Annotated in this window: 23 protein-coding genes; 2 read left to right on the top strand and 21 right to left on the bottom strand. The window is 41.1% G+C overall.

What is annotated here, in order from left to right:
- Window position 1 precedes the first annotated feature (1 nt).
- Window positions 2–2,827 carry an RHS repeat domain-containing protein gene (locus tag OQE68_RS02870; RefSeq protein ID WP_266195482.1) on the top strand — a complete coding sequence of 942 codons (2,826 nt, stop codon included), beginning with the start codon at window positions 2–4 and terminating at the stop codon, window positions 2,825–2,827.
- Window positions 2,828–2,838: 11 nt separating this feature from the next.
- Window positions 2,839–3,228: a hypothetical protein gene (locus OQE68_RS02875; RefSeq protein WP_219340286.1), complete on the top strand. Its 390-nt coding sequence runs from the start codon at window positions 2,839–2,841 to the stop codon at window positions 3,226–3,228.
- A 442-nt stretch (window positions 3,229–3,670) separates the two neighbouring features.
- Here OQE68_RS02875 and OQE68_RS02880 read toward each other — a convergent pair whose 3' ends face one another.
- The 21 genes from OQE68_RS02880 to OQE68_RS02980 form a co-directional block, all read right to left on the bottom strand.
- On the bottom strand, window positions 3,671–3,994 hold the full coding sequence (locus tag OQE68_RS02880) for a hypothetical protein (RefSeq protein ID WP_180571785.1): 324 nt from the start codon (window positions 3,992–3,994) through the stop codon (window positions 3,671–3,673).
- A gap of 134 nt (window positions 3,995–4,128) precedes the next feature.
- The gene (locus tag OQE68_RS02885) at window positions 4,129–5,064 is read right to left on the bottom strand and encodes a contractile injection system protein, VgrG/Pvc8 family (protein ID WP_266195483.1); all 936 of its coding nucleotides are present in this window, start codon (window positions 5,062–5,064) and stop codon (window positions 4,129–4,131) included.
- A 152-nt stretch (window positions 5,065–5,216) separates the two neighbouring features.
- Window positions 5,217–5,999 carry a substrate-binding periplasmic protein gene (locus OQE68_RS02890; RefSeq protein ID WP_180571888.1) on the bottom strand — a complete coding sequence of 261 codons (783 nt, stop codon included), beginning with the start codon at window positions 5,997–5,999 and terminating at the stop codon, window positions 5,217–5,219.
- A 104-nt stretch (window positions 6,000–6,103) separates the two neighbouring features.
- Window positions 6,104–6,307, bottom strand: a complete 204-nt coding sequence (locus OQE68_RS02895; RefSeq protein ID WP_180571887.1) for a tail protein X — start codon at window positions 6,305–6,307, stop codon at window positions 6,104–6,106.
- Entirely contained in the window at window positions 6,276–6,683 is a 408-nt protein-coding gene (locus OQE68_RS02900; protein WP_266195484.1) for a phage tail protein, read from the bottom strand. Before OQE68_RS02900 ends, OQE68_RS02895 begins: the two co-directional genes overlap by 32 nt.
- A complete protein-coding gene (locus OQE68_RS02905) occupies window positions 6,680–8,809 on the bottom strand; it encodes a phage tail tape measure protein (protein WP_266195485.1) in 2,130 nt (709 codons plus the stop codon). The genes OQE68_RS02900 and OQE68_RS02905 overlap by 4 nt, the downstream gene beginning before the upstream one ends.
- A 121-nt stretch (window positions 8,810–8,930) precedes the next feature.
- A complete protein-coding gene (locus tag OQE68_RS02910; protein ID WP_180572064.1) occupies window positions 8,931–9,188 on the bottom strand; it encodes a phage tail assembly protein in 258 nt (85 codons plus the stop codon).
- Between the two features lie 89 nt (window positions 9,189–9,277).
- Window positions 9,278–9,814, bottom strand: a complete 537-nt coding sequence (locus OQE68_RS02915) for an RDD family protein (protein WP_180572063.1) — start codon at window positions 9,812–9,814, stop codon at window positions 9,278–9,280.
- A 31-nt stretch (window positions 9,815–9,845) separates the two neighbouring features.
- Entirely contained in the window at window positions 9,846–10,349 is a 504-nt protein-coding gene (locus tag OQE68_RS02920) for a phage major tail tube protein (protein ID WP_266195486.1), read from the bottom strand.
- Window positions 10,336–11,535 (bottom strand): phage tail sheath C-terminal domain-containing protein, encoded by a 1,200-nt coding sequence (locus OQE68_RS02925; protein WP_180572003.1) that lies wholly within the window; start codon window positions 11,533–11,535, stop codon window positions 10,336–10,338. Before OQE68_RS02925 ends, OQE68_RS02920 begins: the two co-directional genes overlap by 14 nt.
- A gap of 44 nt (window positions 11,536–11,579) precedes the next feature.
- The gene (locus OQE68_RS02930) at window positions 11,580–12,353 is read right to left on the bottom strand and encodes a hypothetical protein (protein WP_180572154.1); all 774 of its coding nucleotides are present in this window, start codon (window positions 12,351–12,353) and stop codon (window positions 11,580–11,582) included.
- On the bottom strand, window positions 12,350–12,880 hold the full coding sequence (locus tag OQE68_RS02935; RefSeq protein WP_266195487.1) for a phage tail-collar fiber domain-containing protein: 531 nt from the start codon (window positions 12,878–12,880) through the stop codon (window positions 12,350–12,352). The genes OQE68_RS02930 and OQE68_RS02935 overlap by 4 nt, the downstream gene beginning before the upstream one ends.
- Window positions 12,881–12,888: 8 nt before the next feature.
- Window positions 12,889–13,500, bottom strand: coding sequence for a phage tail protein I (locus tag OQE68_RS02940; RefSeq protein ID WP_266195488.1), 612 nt, complete (start codon window positions 13,498–13,500; stop codon window positions 12,889–12,891).
- 17 nt (window positions 13,501–13,517) lie between these two features.
- A complete protein-coding gene (locus OQE68_RS02945; RefSeq protein ID WP_180571839.1) occupies window positions 13,518–14,414 on the bottom strand; it encodes a baseplate assembly protein in 897 nt (298 codons plus the stop codon).
- On the bottom strand, window positions 14,411–14,746 hold the full coding sequence (locus tag OQE68_RS02950) for a GPW/gp25 family protein (RefSeq protein ID WP_266195489.1): 336 nt from the start codon (window positions 14,744–14,746) through the stop codon (window positions 14,411–14,413). Before OQE68_RS02950 ends, OQE68_RS02945 begins: the two co-directional genes overlap by 4 nt.
- Window positions 14,747–14,946: 200 nt before the next feature.
- On the bottom strand, window positions 14,947–15,348 hold the full coding sequence (locus tag OQE68_RS02955) for a mannan-binding protein (protein ID WP_180571946.1): 402 nt from the start codon (window positions 15,346–15,348) through the stop codon (window positions 14,947–14,949).
- Between the two features lie 531 nt (window positions 15,349–15,879).
- Window positions 15,880–16,452 carry a phage baseplate assembly protein V gene (locus OQE68_RS02960; RefSeq protein WP_266195490.1) on the bottom strand — a complete coding sequence of 191 codons (573 nt, stop codon included), beginning with the start codon at window positions 16,450–16,452 and terminating at the stop codon, window positions 15,880–15,882.
- Complete coding sequence (locus OQE68_RS02965) at window positions 16,427–16,954, bottom strand: hypothetical protein (RefSeq protein WP_266195491.1); 528 nt, start codon at window positions 16,952–16,954, stop codon at window positions 16,427–16,429. The genes OQE68_RS02960 and OQE68_RS02965 overlap by 26 nt, the downstream gene beginning before the upstream one ends.
- Entirely contained in the window at window positions 16,947–17,474 is a 528-nt protein-coding gene (locus OQE68_RS02970; RefSeq protein WP_180571990.1) for a phage tail protein, read from the bottom strand. Before OQE68_RS02970 ends, OQE68_RS02965 begins: the two co-directional genes overlap by 8 nt.
- A complete protein-coding gene (locus OQE68_RS02975; protein WP_180571989.1) occupies window positions 17,471–17,797 on the bottom strand; it encodes a hypothetical protein in 327 nt (108 codons plus the stop codon). The genes OQE68_RS02970 and OQE68_RS02975 overlap by 4 nt, the downstream gene beginning before the upstream one ends.
- Window positions 17,794–18,816 carry a major capsid protein gene (locus OQE68_RS02980; RefSeq protein WP_266195492.1) on the bottom strand — a complete coding sequence of 341 codons (1,023 nt, stop codon included), beginning with the start codon at window positions 18,814–18,816 and terminating at the stop codon, window positions 17,794–17,796. The genes OQE68_RS02975 and OQE68_RS02980 overlap by 4 nt, the downstream gene beginning before the upstream one ends.
- Window positions 18,817–18,828: the final 12 nt, after the last annotated feature.

An 18,828-nucleotide genomic window follows, 5' to 3' on the forward strand; every position in this document is an offset into this window, starting at 1 on the left:
GATGCAGTTTAAACAGACTTTATTAGCCGGGGCATTATCGTTATTTATTTCCCCGTTAGCACTTTCAGGTGCGAGCAGTACCACCAGTTACCAATATGACAACCAAGGCAATGTCACCCAAATTGATGGCCCACGGACAGATGTACAGGACATCACCCAATTTAGTTACAACGATAAAGGGCAATTAACTGAAGTTGTTAATGCCTTGGGACATTCGACACAATTATCAAATCACAATGCCTTTGGTAATCCGCAACAAATTACTGATGCTAATGGCACGATAACTAGCCTGTCTTATGATGAGATGGGCCAATTAACCCAATCCACTATTAAAAGTGCAGCTGGTGATATCACTACTCGCTTTGAATACGATGCCATTAGTCAAGTGACGGCGGTTTATTTACCGAATGGTAGCGAATTACATTATGAATATGATGCCGCGAAACGCTTAACCGCTATTCAAAATGGCTTAGGCGAACGCATTGAGTATCAGCACGACAATGCAGGGAATATTACTAAGCAGGTTGTTAAATCATCGACTGGCGCAGTAGTGAGCCAATTTAGCCAAGCTTATGATGAAATGAGTAGGCTATTAAAGTCTGTTGGCGCTAATGGTCAAACCAGCCACTTTGTATACGACAAAAACAGCAATACGACAGGTGCGACTAATCCCCGTAATTATAAAAGTGGCAATGCATATGATGCGTTAAATCGGTTGGTACAAAACACTGATGCATTAAACCAAAGCACGCAATTTAAATACGATTCGCAAGATAACTTAACCCAAGTCACTGACCCGCGCGGGGTGGCTACTACTTATCAATATGATGGTTTAGGCCGTTTGGTAAAAGAAATTAGCCCAAGCAGTGGTGAAACCGTTTATAGCCATGATGCAGCAGGCAACGTTACTCAAAAGGTAGATGGCCGTGGTGTTGTTACTAAATACAGCTATGACGCTCTAAATCGTCAAACCAGCCGGTCTTATCCTGCTAGCCCTGAGCTAAATGTTACTTACCTTTATGATAACACCAACGATGGCAGCAAAGGTATTGGCCGCTTAACTGGCATTCAGGACCAGTCAGGCTTAATTGCTTACCATTACGATGACCGTGGCAATGTCACCAAAACTATGCGCTCGGTAAGCCTTAATGGTAAAGATCAATTCTTTGGTGTGGCCTATGGCTACAACCTGGCTAACCAACTGACCCGTATTCAATACCCCTCTGGTTTAACCATCAGCTACCAACGCAATAGCAATGGACAGGTTAACCAAGTGACAGGCCAATTTAAGGGAAGCGATCAAACCATTAATTTAGCCAACAATATTGGCTATGTGCCGTTTGGCCCTGTACAACAATTGACGTGGGGTAATGGCAAAACCTTAAACCGCCAATATGATCAGGACTTACAGTTAATTCAGCAAACCGTACAAGGTATCCAAGAGCTAAATTACCAGTATGATCCAAACGGAAACATTACCGGCATTGATAATTTACTGGCTGAGCAAAACAACAGCTCATATGGTTATGATCCGTTAGACCGCTTAATCGAAGAGCAAGCCAACTACGGCCGTAAAACCTATGAATATGACCCGGTCGGTAACCGCACCAAGCGTACAACCGAAAAAGACGGTAAAACTGAAACGCAAAAATTAACTTATGCCGAAAATAGCAACCGCTTAATCAAGCGTGAAGAAAGCAATGTTAGCTATGACGGTATGGGAAATATCCAGAATAATGGTAATGGCTTACAGCTCCAATATGATGGTCAAGGGCGTTTAAAAGCAGTTGTTGAAGGTGGTACTACACAAGCCGAATATCGCTATAACGCGATTGGAGAACGATTAGTAAAAGTCTTAAATAACCAAACTGTTATTTATAGCTACAACCAAAACGGACAACTATTAGAAGAAGCTTATTATAACGCTAACAATAAACTCTTCTACACCCGTAACTATGCGTGGTTAGGTACTCAACCCATAGCCATGTTAGAGCAATGGCTAAACGACAAAGGCCAAAGCACTAAACAGCAAGTGGCCTATATCCATAGTGATCATCTTAACACTCCGAGGGTTGCTACTAATGCAGCAGGCCAAGCTGTTTGGCAGTGGCAATCAGATGCCTTTGGGATTGGTTTAGCCAATGAAGATGTGGATGGTGATGGCCAGAAAACAGTAGTTGCACTGCGTTTTCCTGGGCAAGTTTTTGACCCGGAGTCAGGACTACACTACAACTACTTTAGGGATTACGACCCGAACCTTGGACGTTATGTTCAGAGTGATCCGATTGGGCTGCAAGGAGGCTTAAATACTTATGCTTATGTCTTAGGTAATCCTTTAAAATTTATGGATCCCTTTGGTCTGGAAATAATTGGAGAATGGATTAAAGAGCCTGGAATTGATGAAAACTGGGGCTTTAGAAGGAATAGGGATGCATGTACAACAAAAAATATAGCCGATTGCTATTGGAAAGCAACACATTCAGGGCTTGGTATGGAGGTATATCTTTGGTTTGAAGTAATTGTTTCTGAAGGTTTACTAAAGTGCTCTGATACTGAGACCTGCGAAGAATGGACTGTAGAAGTTGATGGTTTTTATAACGCAATGGATATCACTTATAAGGGACCTGCACCTGGTCTAATATGCACGACTGTGGCTGCTGCTGGAAGACTAAAGTTGCCAACATTAGGATGCCCAATAATAACATTTACAGACTTTTATACTAAGTTTGGCCAATATAAAAAAATTGCTTATGAAGCAGCAAGAGCCTATATAGCAAGCTTAACGCCAGAACAAAGAGCTGCATTATGTAAACTGGCTAAACGGTGAATATGTCAATTATGAATAAAAGGTTTGTTAAACTTATAAAGCCACTAACTAAATTGAAGTCTTGGAAAAAATTTACTCTTTTTTTGCCTCTAATTTTATTAGCGCTGTGGTTTAAGTTGGTTTATTTTAAGGATGATATAGTTGAAATAAAAAAAATAAAATACTCAGAAAAAGACTTGGTTAGAGAGTGTAATAGTGTACAAAAAGGAATGTCAGTTAATAGAGTGGATAACTTGGTAATGTCACATAATAAAAGGCTGGTAGCTATAGATGTAAATAATACAAGAGTAAAGTACTGGATAGCTAATGATGAAATGGATCACTTACCTAAAGGTCAAATTTGTAATGTTTTGTTTGATAACAATGGGAAAGCTATTTCATCAAAAATGATTATTTTTTAAAGCTTATGTACAAATTATTATCGGATTGGTTGTTTTGTGTCTTGATAGTAACTTGGGGGCTGAGTCTTTTTAGAAGGCTAGAAAAGCCTACCATAAAAATGTCATGGTGAACTGTCTTGACACCTAACACACCTCAGGTGTAGCCTTCAATCACTACTAAACAAACAGCGGTTTCCGCACCCGTCAGATTTGCGGTTTTTTTGTGCCTGTTGTTTGTGCACAATCCTGCTTTGCCATGCATGCATGTTTGTTATGGCGGGTGGAGATGGGTAAATATAATACCATTCTGTAGCGAACCAAATTGCCATCATACTATTTACCAAATTATTGGTCGTACAGTTTGGTGGTAATTTGAACTCCTATTAATCAACAATATCAAGAAGCGCCAGTTAGTTATAATAACTGTGATTTTTGCTCTCTTTTATGAGCAGTCATTAATAAGCTACTTTTTACGGGGAAGATCAAAAATATTATCTAGTTTTTTGCTACGTGACTTAACGTTTTTTATTTTGCTAAGTAATTGAGGTGATATATTCCACTTTTCACCAGACTCAGCTAAAACAGTGATGGTTTTCTTATTGCATTTTACGACTATACCAACTTGCCGGCCACGGCCAGATGATTGAAAACTCACTTGATCACCAGTAAAAAACTGCATCATTTCCTTTTGAGTATGCACTGTATCTAAAAACTTAAGGCGTTCTACAATTTGTTGATTCAGTTTTATTAACTCTTCATAAGATAGAGAATCAATATCAATACTCATTTTGAGATTCCTTTTTTTCTAATACAGTGTGCCAGCTGTAATTAAGATATACAACACAGTAAAACATTCTACTCTGTTTGATTAGTTTGTTCCAGGTTTAAACCTCTGCCAAAAGCTAAACTATCGTAACAGCCTCATTTGATCAAACTAACACCCGTCGTATACCCCGAAGCACTTACCGAGTGCTTTGCCTGCTTCACCACCCACCGACCATCAACACCAGTCCTTACACCTTGAATAATCACTGGCCGTTCAGCTATTAATTCAGGATTACCTACTACCGTTATGCTTAAACTGGCTTCTGTATCATTTAACCCACTTAATTTGGCTTTAGCACTGGCTTTGGCTGCTTCCATGGTTGGATATACCATTTTAATAGTATAGATCGGTTCACCATTACCAACCTTTACATGCTCTGTCTTACCACCTTCAGCACTGTGATATTTAACTATCACACTTTTATAATATTGTCTGTCAGGGGCTTTTAAATTCCATTTATTAATTTTAGAAATTGTTATTGGTGACAATTGTTTACCAGTGGCTGTTTTGGTTTTGCCTCGTTCAACAAACACTAAATGCTCCATCATTGGCTTAACAATTGCCCCATGATCTAATGCAATACGACTTAAAAAATTAATATCGGATTCTTCTGTCTGGTCTATATGATCAATGACAATAGAGGTAAATACTTCTGCAATTTTAGGTATCAACCCATTGTCATTGGCCACTGTGGTAACAATATCTACCAGCTTTTTTTGATGCCATGAACGGGATTTAGGGCTACGGAGCTGATCCCTTAAGTTAGCTCCTTTCGCCTGAATGGTCATCTGATTAGGTGGGCCAGAGAGTGACACCTCATCAATAATAAAATCACCCATATGAGTATTCTGGATGGTCACTGATAGCCTGGTGCCTTTGGCGGGTATGGGTAAATTACCTTCAGGGTCAGAAAGCTTTAGGGTTGCTCTATCTGACTTGATACCCGCTTCATCAGAGAGTTCTAAGCTAATTAAATGTTGTTTAATATCAACGGCCAAGTTGGCAATTAATACTTGATAATCGATAAACACGGTTTATGACTTATAAATTTGGAAAAAATTATGCCCAACTATTAATGTTAGGCAGTTAACATTCAGTAAACGTTTTAATGGATGATAAGAGTTCTTAACTATTCACTGTATAAGCACGAACTCCGGTCAGAGTAATTTTTGAAAGCCACTAATTAGTTTTCACCTGTATAAGAGTTAGCTATTCTTTTAATTATTTGTTTTTTATCTAATTCAAGAATTGCTTTATTGAATGAATTTAGTACCGGCATTGATATTGATTTTTTTGAGAACATAAAATAAACTGGATCAGATTGAACTACAATTCCAGTTGCACGGATTTTTTTATGCAGAGATTCTTTTTTTGCAATATAACCTACTGTAAATCGATTTCCTAGGATACCATCGAGTCGACCTTCTGCTAGCATTCCAATAATTTGCTTGGTGTAAGTTCCTGATTTAATTTTATTAGTATATTTAGGATTGTTAATTATTTCATCAGTATTTTTTCCATAGGAATAACCTCGTGTAATACCAAGTAGTTCATTTGAATCAAGGAAGCTTTGTAGGTTTTTAGGTTGGCTTAAATTTGTTGTATTCAGCCACAACCTTGACTCATACAACAAATATTTTATTGAAAAAATCGCATATTTTTCCCGCTCTTTAGTTATATTTGCTTGGGGAACAATATCGATTAATCCTTGCTTGAGCATTTCTAACTGACGTTTCCATGGAATCTCTTCAAAAATCACTTTACATCCTATAATTTTAGATATTTCTTGTAGAATATCAGGGTCAATGCCTTTTGGATCCCCTTCGGATTTGATTTGATATGGAGGCCAATCATCCCAGCCAACTTTTAAAGCTCTATCACATATAGGATTGGAATATACTAGAGGTGAGAAAATAATAATTAATAAAAATTTAGTTATAGTCGAAAATTTACTAAGCTTATACATAATCATCTCGAATATTATATTGAGTGTCAAATCAACTAATTAGAGAGTAGTATAATACTATCAAAATAGCATATAATTAGTATTCTTTGGCTGAATATGAAAACTTAAGACCAAAGGTATTCTACAGTCTGATTTTGAGGGGTTAGCGCTGGTAATAAAATATTAATTCCTGCGACTAAAACAGGCCCTTGCTCCACTAATCTCGGATTAGCATCCAACACCTGCAGTACAAAAGCTTCATCGCCATAATACTGCTTACAAATCCAATCCAGGGTATCACCGTCCTTTGTTCGGTAGATTGTCGCCATAGTAGGTTATGCTCACGCTGAATTCAATCTTACGGCAAATGCCTTCCTTATCCGGGTAGGTGCCACTTTCACTCACTTGGGTGATGCACCAATAGCCGAGTATTTCGCCAGTACCCGCTACCAAAATGAAGGGTGCACCTGTACCGGCTAGCTCAACCATATGAAGTAGGCTATCACGACTGCCATATTGGCCAGGGTACATGGTACCACTTAAAGCCATCGTTCGAACGGTTTCCCCGGTATACTGCTGCTGAGGATAACCCCCAATAATAGGCTGGCTGGCCCATGTAAACTGCCATTGTTGACGGAGTTTTTGATAGCTGGCAGTTTTGATGGAGAATATAAAGTCACCCAGCTTGAGTAGTGTATAACTCATAGAGCAGCCGCCATATCCATATCATAAAGCGCACCTCGCTGCCTGGCTTCCGCTTCCTGCTCACGTTCTTCTAAAGCATCCTTCACTTGCTGTGTGACTTCTTCTGCTGACATACCTGGGGCTGCATTGATGGTAATTGGTGCGTTTAGGTGAGTGGTGACATTCATGTTTTTTTGTTGGTTGATTTGCTGTAGCCGCTTTTCAATTTGCTTAGCATTAACCGCTTGTGTCTCTTGTATCTGGGCTCTGCGTTGCTGCGTTCGCTGGTTAATTTTTCCGGCAACTGTTTTCTTTTCTTCCTCATCATCACCAGTAAACCAACGTTTAATACCTTTTAGCTTCTCAATGGCTTTATTAATCCACTGGAATTTGCTGCGGAGCCAATCAATTGCTGGTTGCCAGACTTTCATGAATAGCTTTTTAGCTGAAAAACTAGAAAGCCTGTTTTTAATGTTATTTACCCCTGAGCTGAATGCATTAAGCACAGAATCCCAGAGATTACTAAAATAGTCTTTGACCGGGTCCCAGTTAGCGATTAATAAGCCTAGAGGTGTACTAGTAAAGAAGTAGTTTTTAATAGCCTCCCAGGCTACACCGAATATTGCTTTGACTCTCTCCCATAAGTTACCAAAGTAGTCTGTGATTGGTTCCCAATTAGATATCAGCAAACCTAGCGGCGTAAAATTGAAAAAGTAGTGTTTAATGGTTTCAAATGCTGAACTACAAGCATTAGCAACAGTATCAAATGTATCACCTAAAAATGTGGATACAGTACTCCAGTGGGTAATAATTAATGTCGCACCAATCGCAATGGCTTTAATAATTAGGCCAACCGGATTGGCCATCATGGCTAACCCAACGGCTTTTATTGCTGGAATAAATGCTATTAATGCAGACCCAGCTGCCAATACGGCACCCACTAATTTTACTCCAATTAAAGCGGCTACAACCGCTGCAATGTTTTTCCAACCAACGGTTTCCTCAATAAAATGGCTTATTTTACTGGCGACAGTAAATACAGTTTTACCCAGGTTCCACATAAACCGCCCCACACTCACTAATGAGTCAGCTACCTGAATTAACCGTTGGTTAAAGCGAGCACCGTATTTTTCATGAAAGGCTTTAAACTTAATCATCATGCGGGTAACCAAGGGCATAAACTTGGCCCCAATGGATTTATTGACACTGCCAATGATTTGTTTAAAGTCTAAAAACGCGTCCTGAAAATCCTCTGCATTTTTGGCATCTTCTTTTGAGATAATGTTACCAGTCGCTCTGGCATCTTTTCTTAATGCTTCAAGGCCCGCTTTTCCGCCATTAAGCATATTAACCAGCCCAACGCCTTCGGTATCGAATAACTTCATTGCCAGTCGCACACGATCAGCTTTATTGGGGATATGCTTCATCGCTTCCGAGATATGCTCAAACTGTTCTTCAGGCTTCAGTGAGTTTAACCACTTAGCATCTAACCCTAATTCTTTGAGCGCTTTACCCGTTTTACCAATCCCAGCAGCCGCTTCCGACACCCGTCGTACCATCCGTTGAGAGGCGGTATTAAACTGCGCGGTAGACACCCCAGAACGCTCAGCCGCATATTGATATTCTTGGAGCCCTTCGACACTAAAGCCCAGTTTGGCCGCATGCTTGGCAATGGGGTCTCCTCGATCAGCCGTGGATTTCACCATCGCCAATAAACCACCTGCTGCTCCGGCTAACCCACCTGCTGCCCATTTACCGGCGGTTTTTAACTGGCCAAGCCGTTGCATCCCTGATTGCTGAAGTCCTTGGAAACGGGCGGTACGCTGCAACTGTCGTTGGGTGCGTGCCAAGTTATTTAAATTGACTCCATAGCGTTGTGCAGAACGTGAAGCCCGCGACAAGGATTGCTCAGTACGCCGAATCGCATTGGCTAACTGCTGATTACTACCACCCGCTTGTTGTTGCTGTTGGCGTAATCGAGCAAGACGCTGGCGATACTGATCCACCTGTCTTACAGCGGCTAGTTTTTTATTGGTTTCCCGGTAAGCTTTACCTAACCGACTGGCAGCAGATTCGGTTTTTTTAAATGACTTCGCCAGCGACTTATCAATATAAGCGCCAATCGCAATGTTGAGTTTATTCGCCATGATTATTATTGTTGCTTAGGGAGGGATTTGTACCAATCAAGCAGGTCGTCGAGGTCCATGTCTAACAGCTCTGACAGTGGGGTACCTCGCAGGTAGTAGGATAAGGCCAGGCAGATTTGTTTTACTGATTGCCAGTCGATTCTAAAAAACCTGCCACCACTTCATTCAAGTGTTGAAAGTCTGCGGCATCCAGTTCTTCTATTGTTTTAATATCCAGTCCAGATAGATCAGCTATCATATGGATGCTTTGGGTAATTTCCCCACCACCCCGTTTTTCAATGTTTTTCATGTCTTTGGTTTTGGGGCGACGTAAGGTCACTTCGTTAATCACTTCGCCATTGCGTTCGATAGGGTAATTTAAGGTTATTATTTCGCTCATGTTATACCTTTATTTTTAAAAAGTTATAGATAATAAAATACCCCGTAAAAACGAGGCATTTTATATAAGAATTTAAATAGTAAACTGGTTTAGCTGAACTCTGCTTTTGTTTCACCAAAGTCAGCGGGACGAATCACTACTGTACCAGCTAACTTGTCATGAAAACCTTGTTTTTTCTTATCCCATGCTACCCACAAAATACCTAAACCTAATGGAAGGAGGGAAATATAATAAGCAAAATAACGTCCAATAAGTTGACCTGTAGAGGCCTTTTGACCAGTCTTTGCATTGACTATTTTAGCTTTAACGGCCATTTTTCCTGGTGTTGCAGATTTGTATACCCAAAATAGGATAACAACTACTGCAGGTAATACATAGCTTAATAGAAAATCTAGTGGACCTTTAATCATCTCTTCTGAAAGATAATAATCTTTCCCATATACAGACATTAATATTGGAACGGTAATTAATAGCATAATAATTGTATCAACTATTGCCGCACCAGATCTTGCCCAAAAACCTACATAAGTAAAGCCATTATCACCACCAATTTGAGACTCAGGGGTTTTATAAGGGTTGCTCAACGTTACTTCTCCGTTCGTTAATTCCAACCCCAATATTACCATTTAAACAACTTGTTTAAAATACGCACTATTACTACAGCCCCAGTAACTCACGGATGTTTTGCATGTGATCAGTGCCTTCTATTTTGCGTACATGGTTAACCACATCGATCTCGTAAATGAGTTTGTTATTGATGGTGAGTTTGTAGTAATCCAGTTTGACCGTGGTCGTTAAGCTGGATAGCTCGGCTTGTTTCCATTCACCAAAATCTATTTCACTGACCAGGCCACGACAAACCGCATCAATTCCTTGGTCGCCCTGGCCAGGGTTGCGCAATACACCTTTGATATTGAACGGCACTTGCTTACCTTGCTGGAAACCGAATTCTTTCAGTACATTGATATTACAGTCATCAATGGTAAAGCTCAGTTCCATGGCTTCCATTCCCATATCCAGGTGGGTCACGCCATCCATGCCACCACCACGGTATTCTTCAGTTTTAACTGTAAGCTTGGGTAGTGTAATAGACTGCACTCGTCCTGCCTGGCTTACCCCATCAATAAACAGGGTGGCATAAGTGACATTATTGGCGTGCACTGAGTACCTCCTTAAAATAATCGTCGGTTAAAGTGGCATTAAAGGTGATGTGTTCGGCTGGAGTGGGTGGGGTAAAATCAAAGTTAAAATATACCTTGCCATCCGCTAAGGCGTCCGGGGTATTTAAATCAGGATCAGCCCAGCAGGTGCCGCCTAAAATAGCACCAATATTTTTTAGCCGACGTAGATAATTATTCACACCTTCTGTTACATCAGCCACGTAGTTTTTGCTGATATTTTTATCAACCGCCCACATATGAGCACGTTGCAGTGAGTCATAAATAATATCAGCTGTGCGCACCACATTAATAAAGGCCCATTTAGGGTCGCCACTACAGGTACGGTTGCCCCACAGTCGATAACCGTTTTCTTGAATAATGGTGGTGACATTATTGCTATTTAAGTAATTGGCTCGGCAGTTTTTATCACCCAGTTTAAAATCAATCGGTCTAGCAGTACCTAATACGCCATTAATTAATTTATTCGAGGGCGAATGCCAAAACCCGTTGTCATTATCAATTTTAGCCATGAGTCCTGCGACTCGGGCTGAAGGTGGCTCAATGACAATGCCGCCTTTACCTTCGTTAGCATTACTATTCCAGACTTTAACCCAAGGATCGACTAGGTAGGCATAACGTTTACCAAATGTTTCACGGTATTTGACTGCCTCTTCACCTGTCGTGTTAGGACCATCAATGATAGCCACGCCACCTAAGCGCTCAGCGGCTGTGATCAAGGCATCAGCAGCGGCTTTGATATGTGAAAATTCTGGTGCAATTAAAATGCGTGGTTCGACATGTACGGTACTTTTCGCATCAAGCAGTGCATAAATACCGGTATTAGGCTCGCCTTGCTTACCAATAATGGCATTCAGTGCCGTATTTTCATTATCAGTCGTTTCAGGGGCCGCTGGTGGTTTATCGTTTACCCGAATAACGACAACCATCGCCCCAATCTGACTAAAAATACCTTGTAATGCAGCAGGCAAGGTCCCTTTTTTGCCTAATTCTTTAGCCTTTTTTAAACTACCGGCTAATAACACAGGGGTGTCATAGGGAAACACTTTTTCGTCAGCTTCGGGCGCTGTGCCGACTAAGCCAATGACACTGCTTTTTACCGTACGGATCGGACGTGGGCCGCTGTCAATTTCAACGACCTCGACGCCATGAAGAAATTCTTCAGGCATAAGGGTTCCTTTTTGAATTAATTTATAGGGGAGTAAAGTGCTAACTATGATCGTTCGATTGAGCGCCGGCTCTCACGATCAAGGTCAGGCAAAGGGTCTGTATCAAAAGGATTTTCGCCGTGCATTGAAGGATAATAGCCCCATAGCGGCTTATCCCTATCAATGGGCACATAACCCGTCACAATCGCAGGCCAGAAAAATAACACTTCACCTGCCGGAGAATACACATAAGGGTGAGCATGAAAATATGAGCCAGGCTGGCTTTCATAGTTTGCACCGCATACCCCCCATTCATGATTAACACCGTTAAGCCAGGTATAACGAATATCACCAGAGATTAATTTTGCATAGCAGCCTACAGTGAGTGGTACTGAACGGTTGGCAGGAACTGTGGGGTAAATAGAGTAGGCATTATGTGTATCTCGATCATAACCGCTCCACTTCAGTCTCAGTACACGAATGGTCGGCTGTAAATACTTATGCCCTTTAAGCCCCATACACGTCAGAATTTCTTTTTCTTCGCTATCTCGCTGCTCCCAATCTATACCAGTTTTAATTTCTCGATATAATGAGACTTCAATAGAAAATGCTTCGCTTTTATCAAATCCATCTAACATCTTATCCACTAAATTTCCAAACTGATTTTTGGATTGTCGGTAAAAGGGGCTTTCCTTATGGGCCTCTAACATAAAAGCATTAAAACGATCTTCAGCGGCTTTCAGTTGCTGATTAATATCATTGATTTTATTTTGTACTACTTCTGTTAATTGATTACTGGCCTGTACCGCATCTGCTAACCGTTGTTCGATAGTCATCATTTCCTCGCTGTTTTTTCGTATTGATTAAATGAAAATAACAATTCCAGGTGGCGACGCATTTGGTCAATTTGCGCCTGACTTAACATAGCGAACTGCTCTAAAAATAAGGCAATGGCAATATCCGCCCCTTGGTCATTGACGGTAATGGCGTCGGCAGGCATGCCACTGAGTATGAAGTCAGTCGAGAAAAAACAAGGCGCGCTTGCAGCCTTATACTGCAAGGCTTTCTCTAATGATGACCAAACCGCTAATAAAGTGCCATCCTCTAAAAATATGCCAAACTCTCTAATCCAAAACTCTGACTCACCATCGGCTATGGCGCTTAAAATGATATGTGTTTTACCGGCACGTTCACTTTTTGAAATAGGCAACCTGAGTTGCTCACTTTTTAATTGAGTCTGTTTCGCGTTAGGCTGGTAACGACCATCACCCAGCGCAATTTCGGCAATGGTGGCTTGTAAACCATCATTACTGGCATTAAATACCGCCTGCAATCCTGCATCGGTAATAATAGGATTAATTTGCATGGTTATTCCTATACACGAATAATTGTCAGTGGACGGACTACAGCCGTCGCACAAATACCCAGCGTGTTGCGCTGCTCAATGCGACCAACACTGGTGACTCTGATGCTATTGATATTTCGAGTGACACAACCTGCTGTAATGCCTGTATTAAATTTGGCACCCAGCTGAAAGCTAAAATGACTGCGTACATTTTTAGTGCGTTGAATGGTTTCTTGGATTTGCTCAATTAACGCTTTATTTAAAATATCACCTGATGTATTTAAATTATCATTGGCATAGGCAGTAACCTGAAAAGTAAAGGGCTCACCATGGTATTCAAACCATTCTTTAATTTCGGTTTGCACATTTAAGGCGTCTAGTGCTTTTTTAAGCGCACCTCTTGTGCCTTTAATCCGATGCACCGCCACACTATTCGCAATGGTTTGTCGTTTTACATACTCAGGCCAGTCTGGATTCCATACATCCACCGATAAGGCCCAGGCTAACCAGGGCAAACAATTCGCTGGGCAAGTATCAGGATTCCAGACGTGATTAGGATAAGCGGGTATGTCACTAATACGACGAGTGCTATCAGCCAACCCTTCCTCTAACGGGCTAGCATTACTGGGTAATAAACTCATGAGAAAAAATGGATTATTTAAGCGAGGTTAATAGCTATCGTCTTGGCTTTAGGTGCCTGAAAAACTTTGGCTTGAATATCCGCTACAGGTGAAAGCAATTCCACACGGGTAACGCCCCCCATATGGAGTGCATCATAAATACCCGATAAGGCGACGGTTTTACCCAGCTTATAACACTGCTCGACATATTCATTTAATGCTGTGGTAGCTGTATCAATAATGGTTTTGGAAGACGGCCCTTGTTGTACATGCAGTTTGGCATCAATGGAATAATCGATAATTTCAGCGGCTTGCACGGTAATATGATCTGTCAGCGGTCTAACATCTTCATCATTTAAAGCAGTTAACAACGCTTGTTTTATTTCGTCATCAGGCGCTATATCGGCTTCATTCGCTAAAGGCCGCCGTAAAAACGTAATCATGACTTTGCCAGGCTCATCAGAATACACCGAGACATCCGCAATTTGATCATGGGCATTATGCGCATGGGCTAAGTAGGCACCGACTGGACCAGCGGTTGAATAGCCTTCAGGCCCTAATTGAATACGACGCCTAAAGTCTTCGTCAGTCTCCATAATCGGTGATTCTGGTGGTATTTGGCTATCATCACCTGAATCAATCACTTTACGTTTAACACCGTAATTCGCACCTAAATGATCTAAATCACTACCCGCCGCATAAGCGAGCATGACGGCTTTAGCCCGTTCATTAAATTGCTGGCGAATTAGCATTTCGCGATACGCGCAAACTTCTAAAATCTTCATAGCCGGGTCAGATTCGACTAAGGCTGTAAAGCTACTATCGCGCTTTTGTAAATCATCTAGCATGGATGCTAGGACCACTTCATAATCAATCGGCTCGATTACATCCGGTGCGGGTAGCTGTGATAAATCAATGGCGGTAAATTCGCTCATACAATGATGCCATCCAAGGTAATGGGTTTGCCTTCGGGTAAATAAATCCCTTCTAACGCAATCAATAACTCGCCTGGCTCGCCGCGATAAGCCTTAACCTTGTTGACTTTTAGGCGTGGTTCCCAACGGATTAAGGCTTCAGCTGTCGCCGCATAGATTTCCACTAACCACTGACCATTCATGGGTCTATCCACTAACTCAGGCAAACGGCTGCCATAATCACGCCGCATCAGTCGGGTACCAATGCGGGTGGTTAATATATCAGTGATGGATTGGCGGAGGTGATCGAGGTTAGAAAGGGGTTTACCGGTTTGTCGGTGAGTGCCTTTCATCAAACAAAAATGTTCCTTAATTGCATTATAGTTTTGAAGAAAACACTACAATATAAGAATAGTTTTTTACTGAGTACCCTCGACATAATCTTATGCTTATAGAGAACAAAATTCTTGTCGAGGGCTATGCTCTGAGGGTAGTTAATAGATTAATTAAAATTTTGTATAGGAAAAAATAAATTTACCTTTCTATCAAAAAATTAATGATATTCAGTAATGACTTTTTGGTGAGTTTCACATACGGACATCTTGCCAGCAATTATAGTTGTCCAATTTCCAGTCCAACCTCCATAGTGCTGTGTTGCTGAAGAGCACTTGTTAACAGCATCTTGATTGTTCCATATAGGACCTGCTTGAATAGCATATTCATCACTGGTAATGCTTTCTTCTACAGTCTCACATACAGACATAACACCTGGTTTAATGGTTTTCCAATTACCAGTCCATCCACCATAATGTTGAGTTGCCATTGGACATTTTGTTGCAGCATCAGCATTATTCCATATAGGGCCGGCCTTTATGTCAAGCGCAGAAGCTACATTAGTTTGAAGCATTAAAATTGTTGAAGATAGAGATGCAAGTATAATTTTTTTTATTTCCATAATCATTTATTCCTTTTGAAAGTTTTTATCTGATATTAACTTTTTCTTCAATTAGGGATTGCTAAAAACCCCTAGATATAACGAATCCAAATGACCTTCCAGTAACTTTTTCTAATTCTTAAATTAAAAATCAGAATGTTATTAACTAACTATTATTGCTTGGCACATAACAATAAGTAGGTTGTTTATTGTTGGCTTCGTTATATTTTGAGATTTTTTCAAGATACCTAATAAGCACTTACTCAAAGTAATATATTAAATATATACATCTGGCAGATTGCTTGAGACGACTAATAATTACAATGAAAAAATACTTTAAAACCTCCTATATATAAATATTAAATACGCCAGATATTTTTATCATAATGATTCTTTAGGTGTAATATTTTTTACGCTATCTTTACATTTGTAAACAGAGTTTCATTAACTTTGGTAACGAAAGGAGTATTTCAATATGATCTACTAATGAGTTATTCCATCTAGAATAAAACTATTAAAATATGCATCCTCCTCTATGAGAGTTAACACTTCTTATTGTTTATTGCCAGTAGGAATAGCAGTACCATGCCCAGGTACATCGTGGCCATGCCCATTATAGATGTCTCGATCAGCCTGCATGCTACGGGTGTGGTCTGTAATGTCTTGGGTAGCTGTAATATTTCCTTCCACCAGTAAGTCACCGACAAAATGAATACCTTCAGGGCTAATTAGCTTGGTATTGCCAGCACCTGTTAACTCAATGATTAATTCATCATTGCCTCGGTGATAGCTAAACCGAGCATGGTTTTTAAATTGCCACACCGATTCATCAGGATCATGGCTAGGGGTTGGGTGCTTGTTTTGACAGACGGCAGGTAACACAAAGCCATTGGCTAATTCACCGCTGGGGGATAAGACAATGACTTGTTCACCCACTTCCGGAGCCCACCAGCTTTGGTCATGACCGGCTCTTGTCGTTAACCAAGGTAACCAGCCAGTGGTTAATTGATCGATTTGCACTCTTACTCGTGTGCGCTGGTGATCAACTTGATGGATAGTGCCTGGTCGAATTAAATTAACTAAAAGCCGGTAAAGCTCATTAACGCGAAATAACTCGGTAGTCATCTTCGTGAGGGATTCCTATCTCTGGGGCATCACTGCATAACACCGTGGTAGGTGGAGTACCTTCATCTAGCCAAATAGAATCGCCAATGTACAAGCTCTGTTGCCATGACACTTCCCAAGCTTCATAGCCATCAGCATCGGGATTAAATATCGCAGGCCGACTTTGAATCATTTTCGGCTCAGATACCTGGTCGGCTAGGCTCCATCTATTTTTGTCGTGGTTATTTAAAACCAACATAATTTCTGTAGCAAATTGCCGTATTTCAATATCCACGTTAGGGGTTTGAATGGAGAGCACACACAAGGCAAACCACTCACTATGCAATAAATGGCGACCATCCCATTGCTGTTTTTCTACAGTTAATTCATGACTACCTAAATAAATGGCAGGGCTTTCTATACTTTGGCTGGGTGAATAGACTTGGATACGATCAATTTTTTTATCAAAGTGCTGGCCTAAAGTAGCCAGCATTTGGTTATGGAGTTGGGTTAATTCATTCATGGTTTAAGGCATAATTTAATTCTTGCTCTAACAAAACAAAAAACCGTTCTTCGGCTTGTTTAATGATTCGTTCAACGACTGGTGTTGCCAATTGGTCTATCGCTTCGGTTTGATACTCAATAGGAAAGCGGGCTTTACCTTTACGTTTAAATACAACGGTATTGCCGTGACTACTTTGGATAGTAAAAGCCCCTTGGCGTAGCGGTTTCCCTCTGACCTTAACCCCAGTGGTGACTTGCTTAGGTTTACCAAAGTGGTGTAACCCAATGGGATTCAGGCCTAACCACACCCGTCCTGATTTGCCATCCTTAGCCACCTCGATAAATAACCGCTGATTATTTTTAAAGGCTTTCTGCTTTAATCCCGTGGTTTGACTGAGGGCTTGTAGCAACTGCCGTCTCAGAAATTGGGTGAGTTTACGCACGGCACGGCGAATGGCTTTTTGCACGGCTTTACTGTTTTCATCTAAGCCTTTTAGCAATTCATCAAATGCCTCATCCACCTCTAAATACACATTCATTGCCAGACTCGATTGGGTTGGGTATCAGGGGTTTCGGTTAGCATACATAATGTCATGCCATTGTTTTTCGGTAGGCACTTCACCAAGGTATACGGCTGGTTACGGATAAGTAGAGTGAGTTGATCAGGCCAGTTTTCAGCTTCGGTATTGAACACTTCTAAGGTGGGCTGTTTCTGGTCAGAATCAATATGACCGACTTCTGTATTAGCCACTTGCCAGCGAAAAATACCGGCTAGGGTACTCCCATCTGGCAAGGTCACCGGCTCACCAAATAATGCTACTTTCTCCTGGTTTAATGCCTGTTGATATTCACTAAATCTCATAACACAGTTAACAGTGCAGTGGCATTCGGTCTAACCGGTACAATTAAGGGCGCTGATTGGGTCATGACCATTTCTACACTAGGGTCATCCTGCTTCCAGATTTTGGGAAATAGTTTCATGGCTATTAGTGCATCTAAATCCATAATCGCCCCAAAGCATTGGGTACCTTGCACTGAACGACTCATTAAATTAACACCACCCTCTGGAATAAAGGGTTTGCTAATACCTTTTTCCATGTATTGGCGACTATCGACGTATAAAATAAAACGACCACCGCCTAAGCTACCCACTTTAATCACTTCATCGCTATTATTTAATGGACCACGATCAATCGTGGCATTAGTGCCAGCTACTTGAGTATCTAGCTGTTCTAATAATTGTTGATTTTTCCGTAGTGCTTTCCAGACGGATGGACTCATCACCACATCTTCAGCCGGTGCACCACCTTTAGTCATCGACATGGCAACGCTCATGTCTTCTAGGTCATCGATCGGCGTGGCTTTGGGGTCATTCCATTTAACAGAAACCGTTTTAGTTAAACTAGGGTCCCGCTGATAATCCACGACACGCTTAGGGTATTTTTCTCCTTCAACCATCACCCGCCCATGTAAACTCGCTTCTACCGCCATCCACTCTAGCCGGTTGTCGATAGACTCGGCATGCTCCAGCAAGATTTCCATTTTACGGAGGTTACGTCGTTGCTGTGGTGACAATTGGCCATGGTAAGGCTCACCAGGCCGACGCTTTAACATGGCTTGGGGAATAATCGGTTGCTTGGGTTTAATATAAGCCGGTTTAAACGACTTCATTTCGCTGCCTTGCTCTTCCATGACTTGGCCTTCCACCATGGGTGAAACAAAGGGGGCTAAATGACGATCACGAAATAATAGCTCAAACTCAATAGTTTCAGTTTCAAACTCATGAGTAGTGGAATAATAACGGCTTAAATAAAAAGGTAAGGGCTTTTTCTTGGTCTCAATGGTTTGGACCAATTGCATCGTATCGGTATAACGTTCCATGGGGTACCTGTT

The sequence above is a fragment of the Spartinivicinus marinus genome (assembly GCF_026309355.1).
Classification (GTDB): domain Bacteria; phylum Pseudomonadota; class Gammaproteobacteria; order Pseudomonadales; family Zooshikellaceae; genus Spartinivicinus; species Spartinivicinus marinus.

Coding starts and splice junctions, on each gene's coding strand:
- OQE68_RS02870 (WP_266195482.1), top strand. CDS start 2: ATGCAGTTTAAACAGACTTTATTAGCCGGGGCATTATCGTTATTTATT.
- OQE68_RS02875 (WP_219340286.1), top strand. CDS start 2,839: ATGAATAAAAGGTTTGTTAAACTTATAAAGCCACTAACTAAATTGAAG.
- OQE68_RS02880 (WP_180571785.1), bottom strand. CDS start 3,994: ATGAGTATTGATATTGATTCTCTATCTTATGAAGAGTTAATAAAACTG.
- OQE68_RS02890 (WP_180571888.1), bottom strand. CDS start 5,999: ATGTATAAGCTTAGTAAATTTTCGACTATAACTAAATTTTTATTAATT.
- OQE68_RS02895 (WP_180571887.1), bottom strand. CDS start 6,307: ATGGCGACAATCTACCGAACAAAGGACGGTGATACCCTGGATTGGATT.
- OQE68_RS02900 (WP_266195484.1), bottom strand. CDS start 6,683: ATGAGTTATACACTACTCAAGCTGGGTGACTTTATATTCTCCATCAAA.
- OQE68_RS02905 (WP_266195485.1), bottom strand. CDS start 8,809: ATGGCGAATAAACTCAACATTGCGATTGGCGCTTATATTGATAAGTCG.
- OQE68_RS02910 (WP_180572064.1), bottom strand. CDS start 9,188: ATGAGCGAAATAATAACCTTAAATTACCCTATCGAACGCAATGGCGAA.
- OQE68_RS02915 (WP_180572063.1), bottom strand. CDS start 9,814: ATGGTAATATTGGGGTTGGAATTAACGAACGGAGAAGTAACGTTGAGC.
- OQE68_RS02925 (WP_180572003.1), bottom strand. CDS start 11,535: ATGCCTGAAGAATTTCTTCATGGCGTCGAGGTCGTTGAAATTGACAGC.
- OQE68_RS02930 (WP_180572154.1), bottom strand. CDS start 12,353: ATGATGACTATCGAACAACGGTTAGCAGATGCGGTACAGGCCAGTAAT.
- OQE68_RS02935 (WP_266195487.1), bottom strand. CDS start 12,880: ATGCAAATTAATCCTATTATTACCGATGCAGGATTGCAGGCGGTATTT.
- OQE68_RS02940 (WP_266195488.1), bottom strand. CDS start 13,500: ATGAGTTTATTACCCAGTAATGCTAGCCCGTTAGAGGAAGGGTTGGCT.
- OQE68_RS02945 (WP_180571839.1), bottom strand. CDS start 14,414: ATGAGCGAATTTACCGCCATTGATTTATCACAGCTACCCGCACCGGAT.
- OQE68_RS02950 (WP_266195489.1), bottom strand. CDS start 14,746: ATGAAAGGCACTCACCGACAAACCGGTAAACCCCTTTCTAACCTCGAT.
- OQE68_RS02955 (WP_180571946.1), bottom strand. CDS start 15,348: ATGGAAATAAAAAAAATTATACTTGCATCTCTATCTTCAACAATTTTA.
- OQE68_RS02960 (WP_266195490.1), bottom strand. CDS start 16,452: ATGACTACCGAGTTATTTCGCGTTAATGAGCTTTACCGGCTTTTAGTT.
- OQE68_RS02965 (WP_266195491.1), bottom strand. CDS start 16,954: ATGAATGAATTAACCCAACTCCATAACCAAATGCTGGCTACTTTAGGC.
- OQE68_RS02970 (WP_180571990.1), bottom strand. CDS start 17,474: ATGAATGTGTATTTAGAGGTGGATGAGGCATTTGATGAATTGCTAAAA.
- OQE68_RS02975 (WP_180571989.1), bottom strand. CDS start 17,797: ATGAGATTTAGTGAATATCAACAGGCATTAAACCAGGAGAAAGTAGCA.
- OQE68_RS02980 (WP_266195492.1), bottom strand. CDS start 18,816: ATGGAACGTTATACCGATACGATGCAATTGGTCCAAACCATTGAGACC.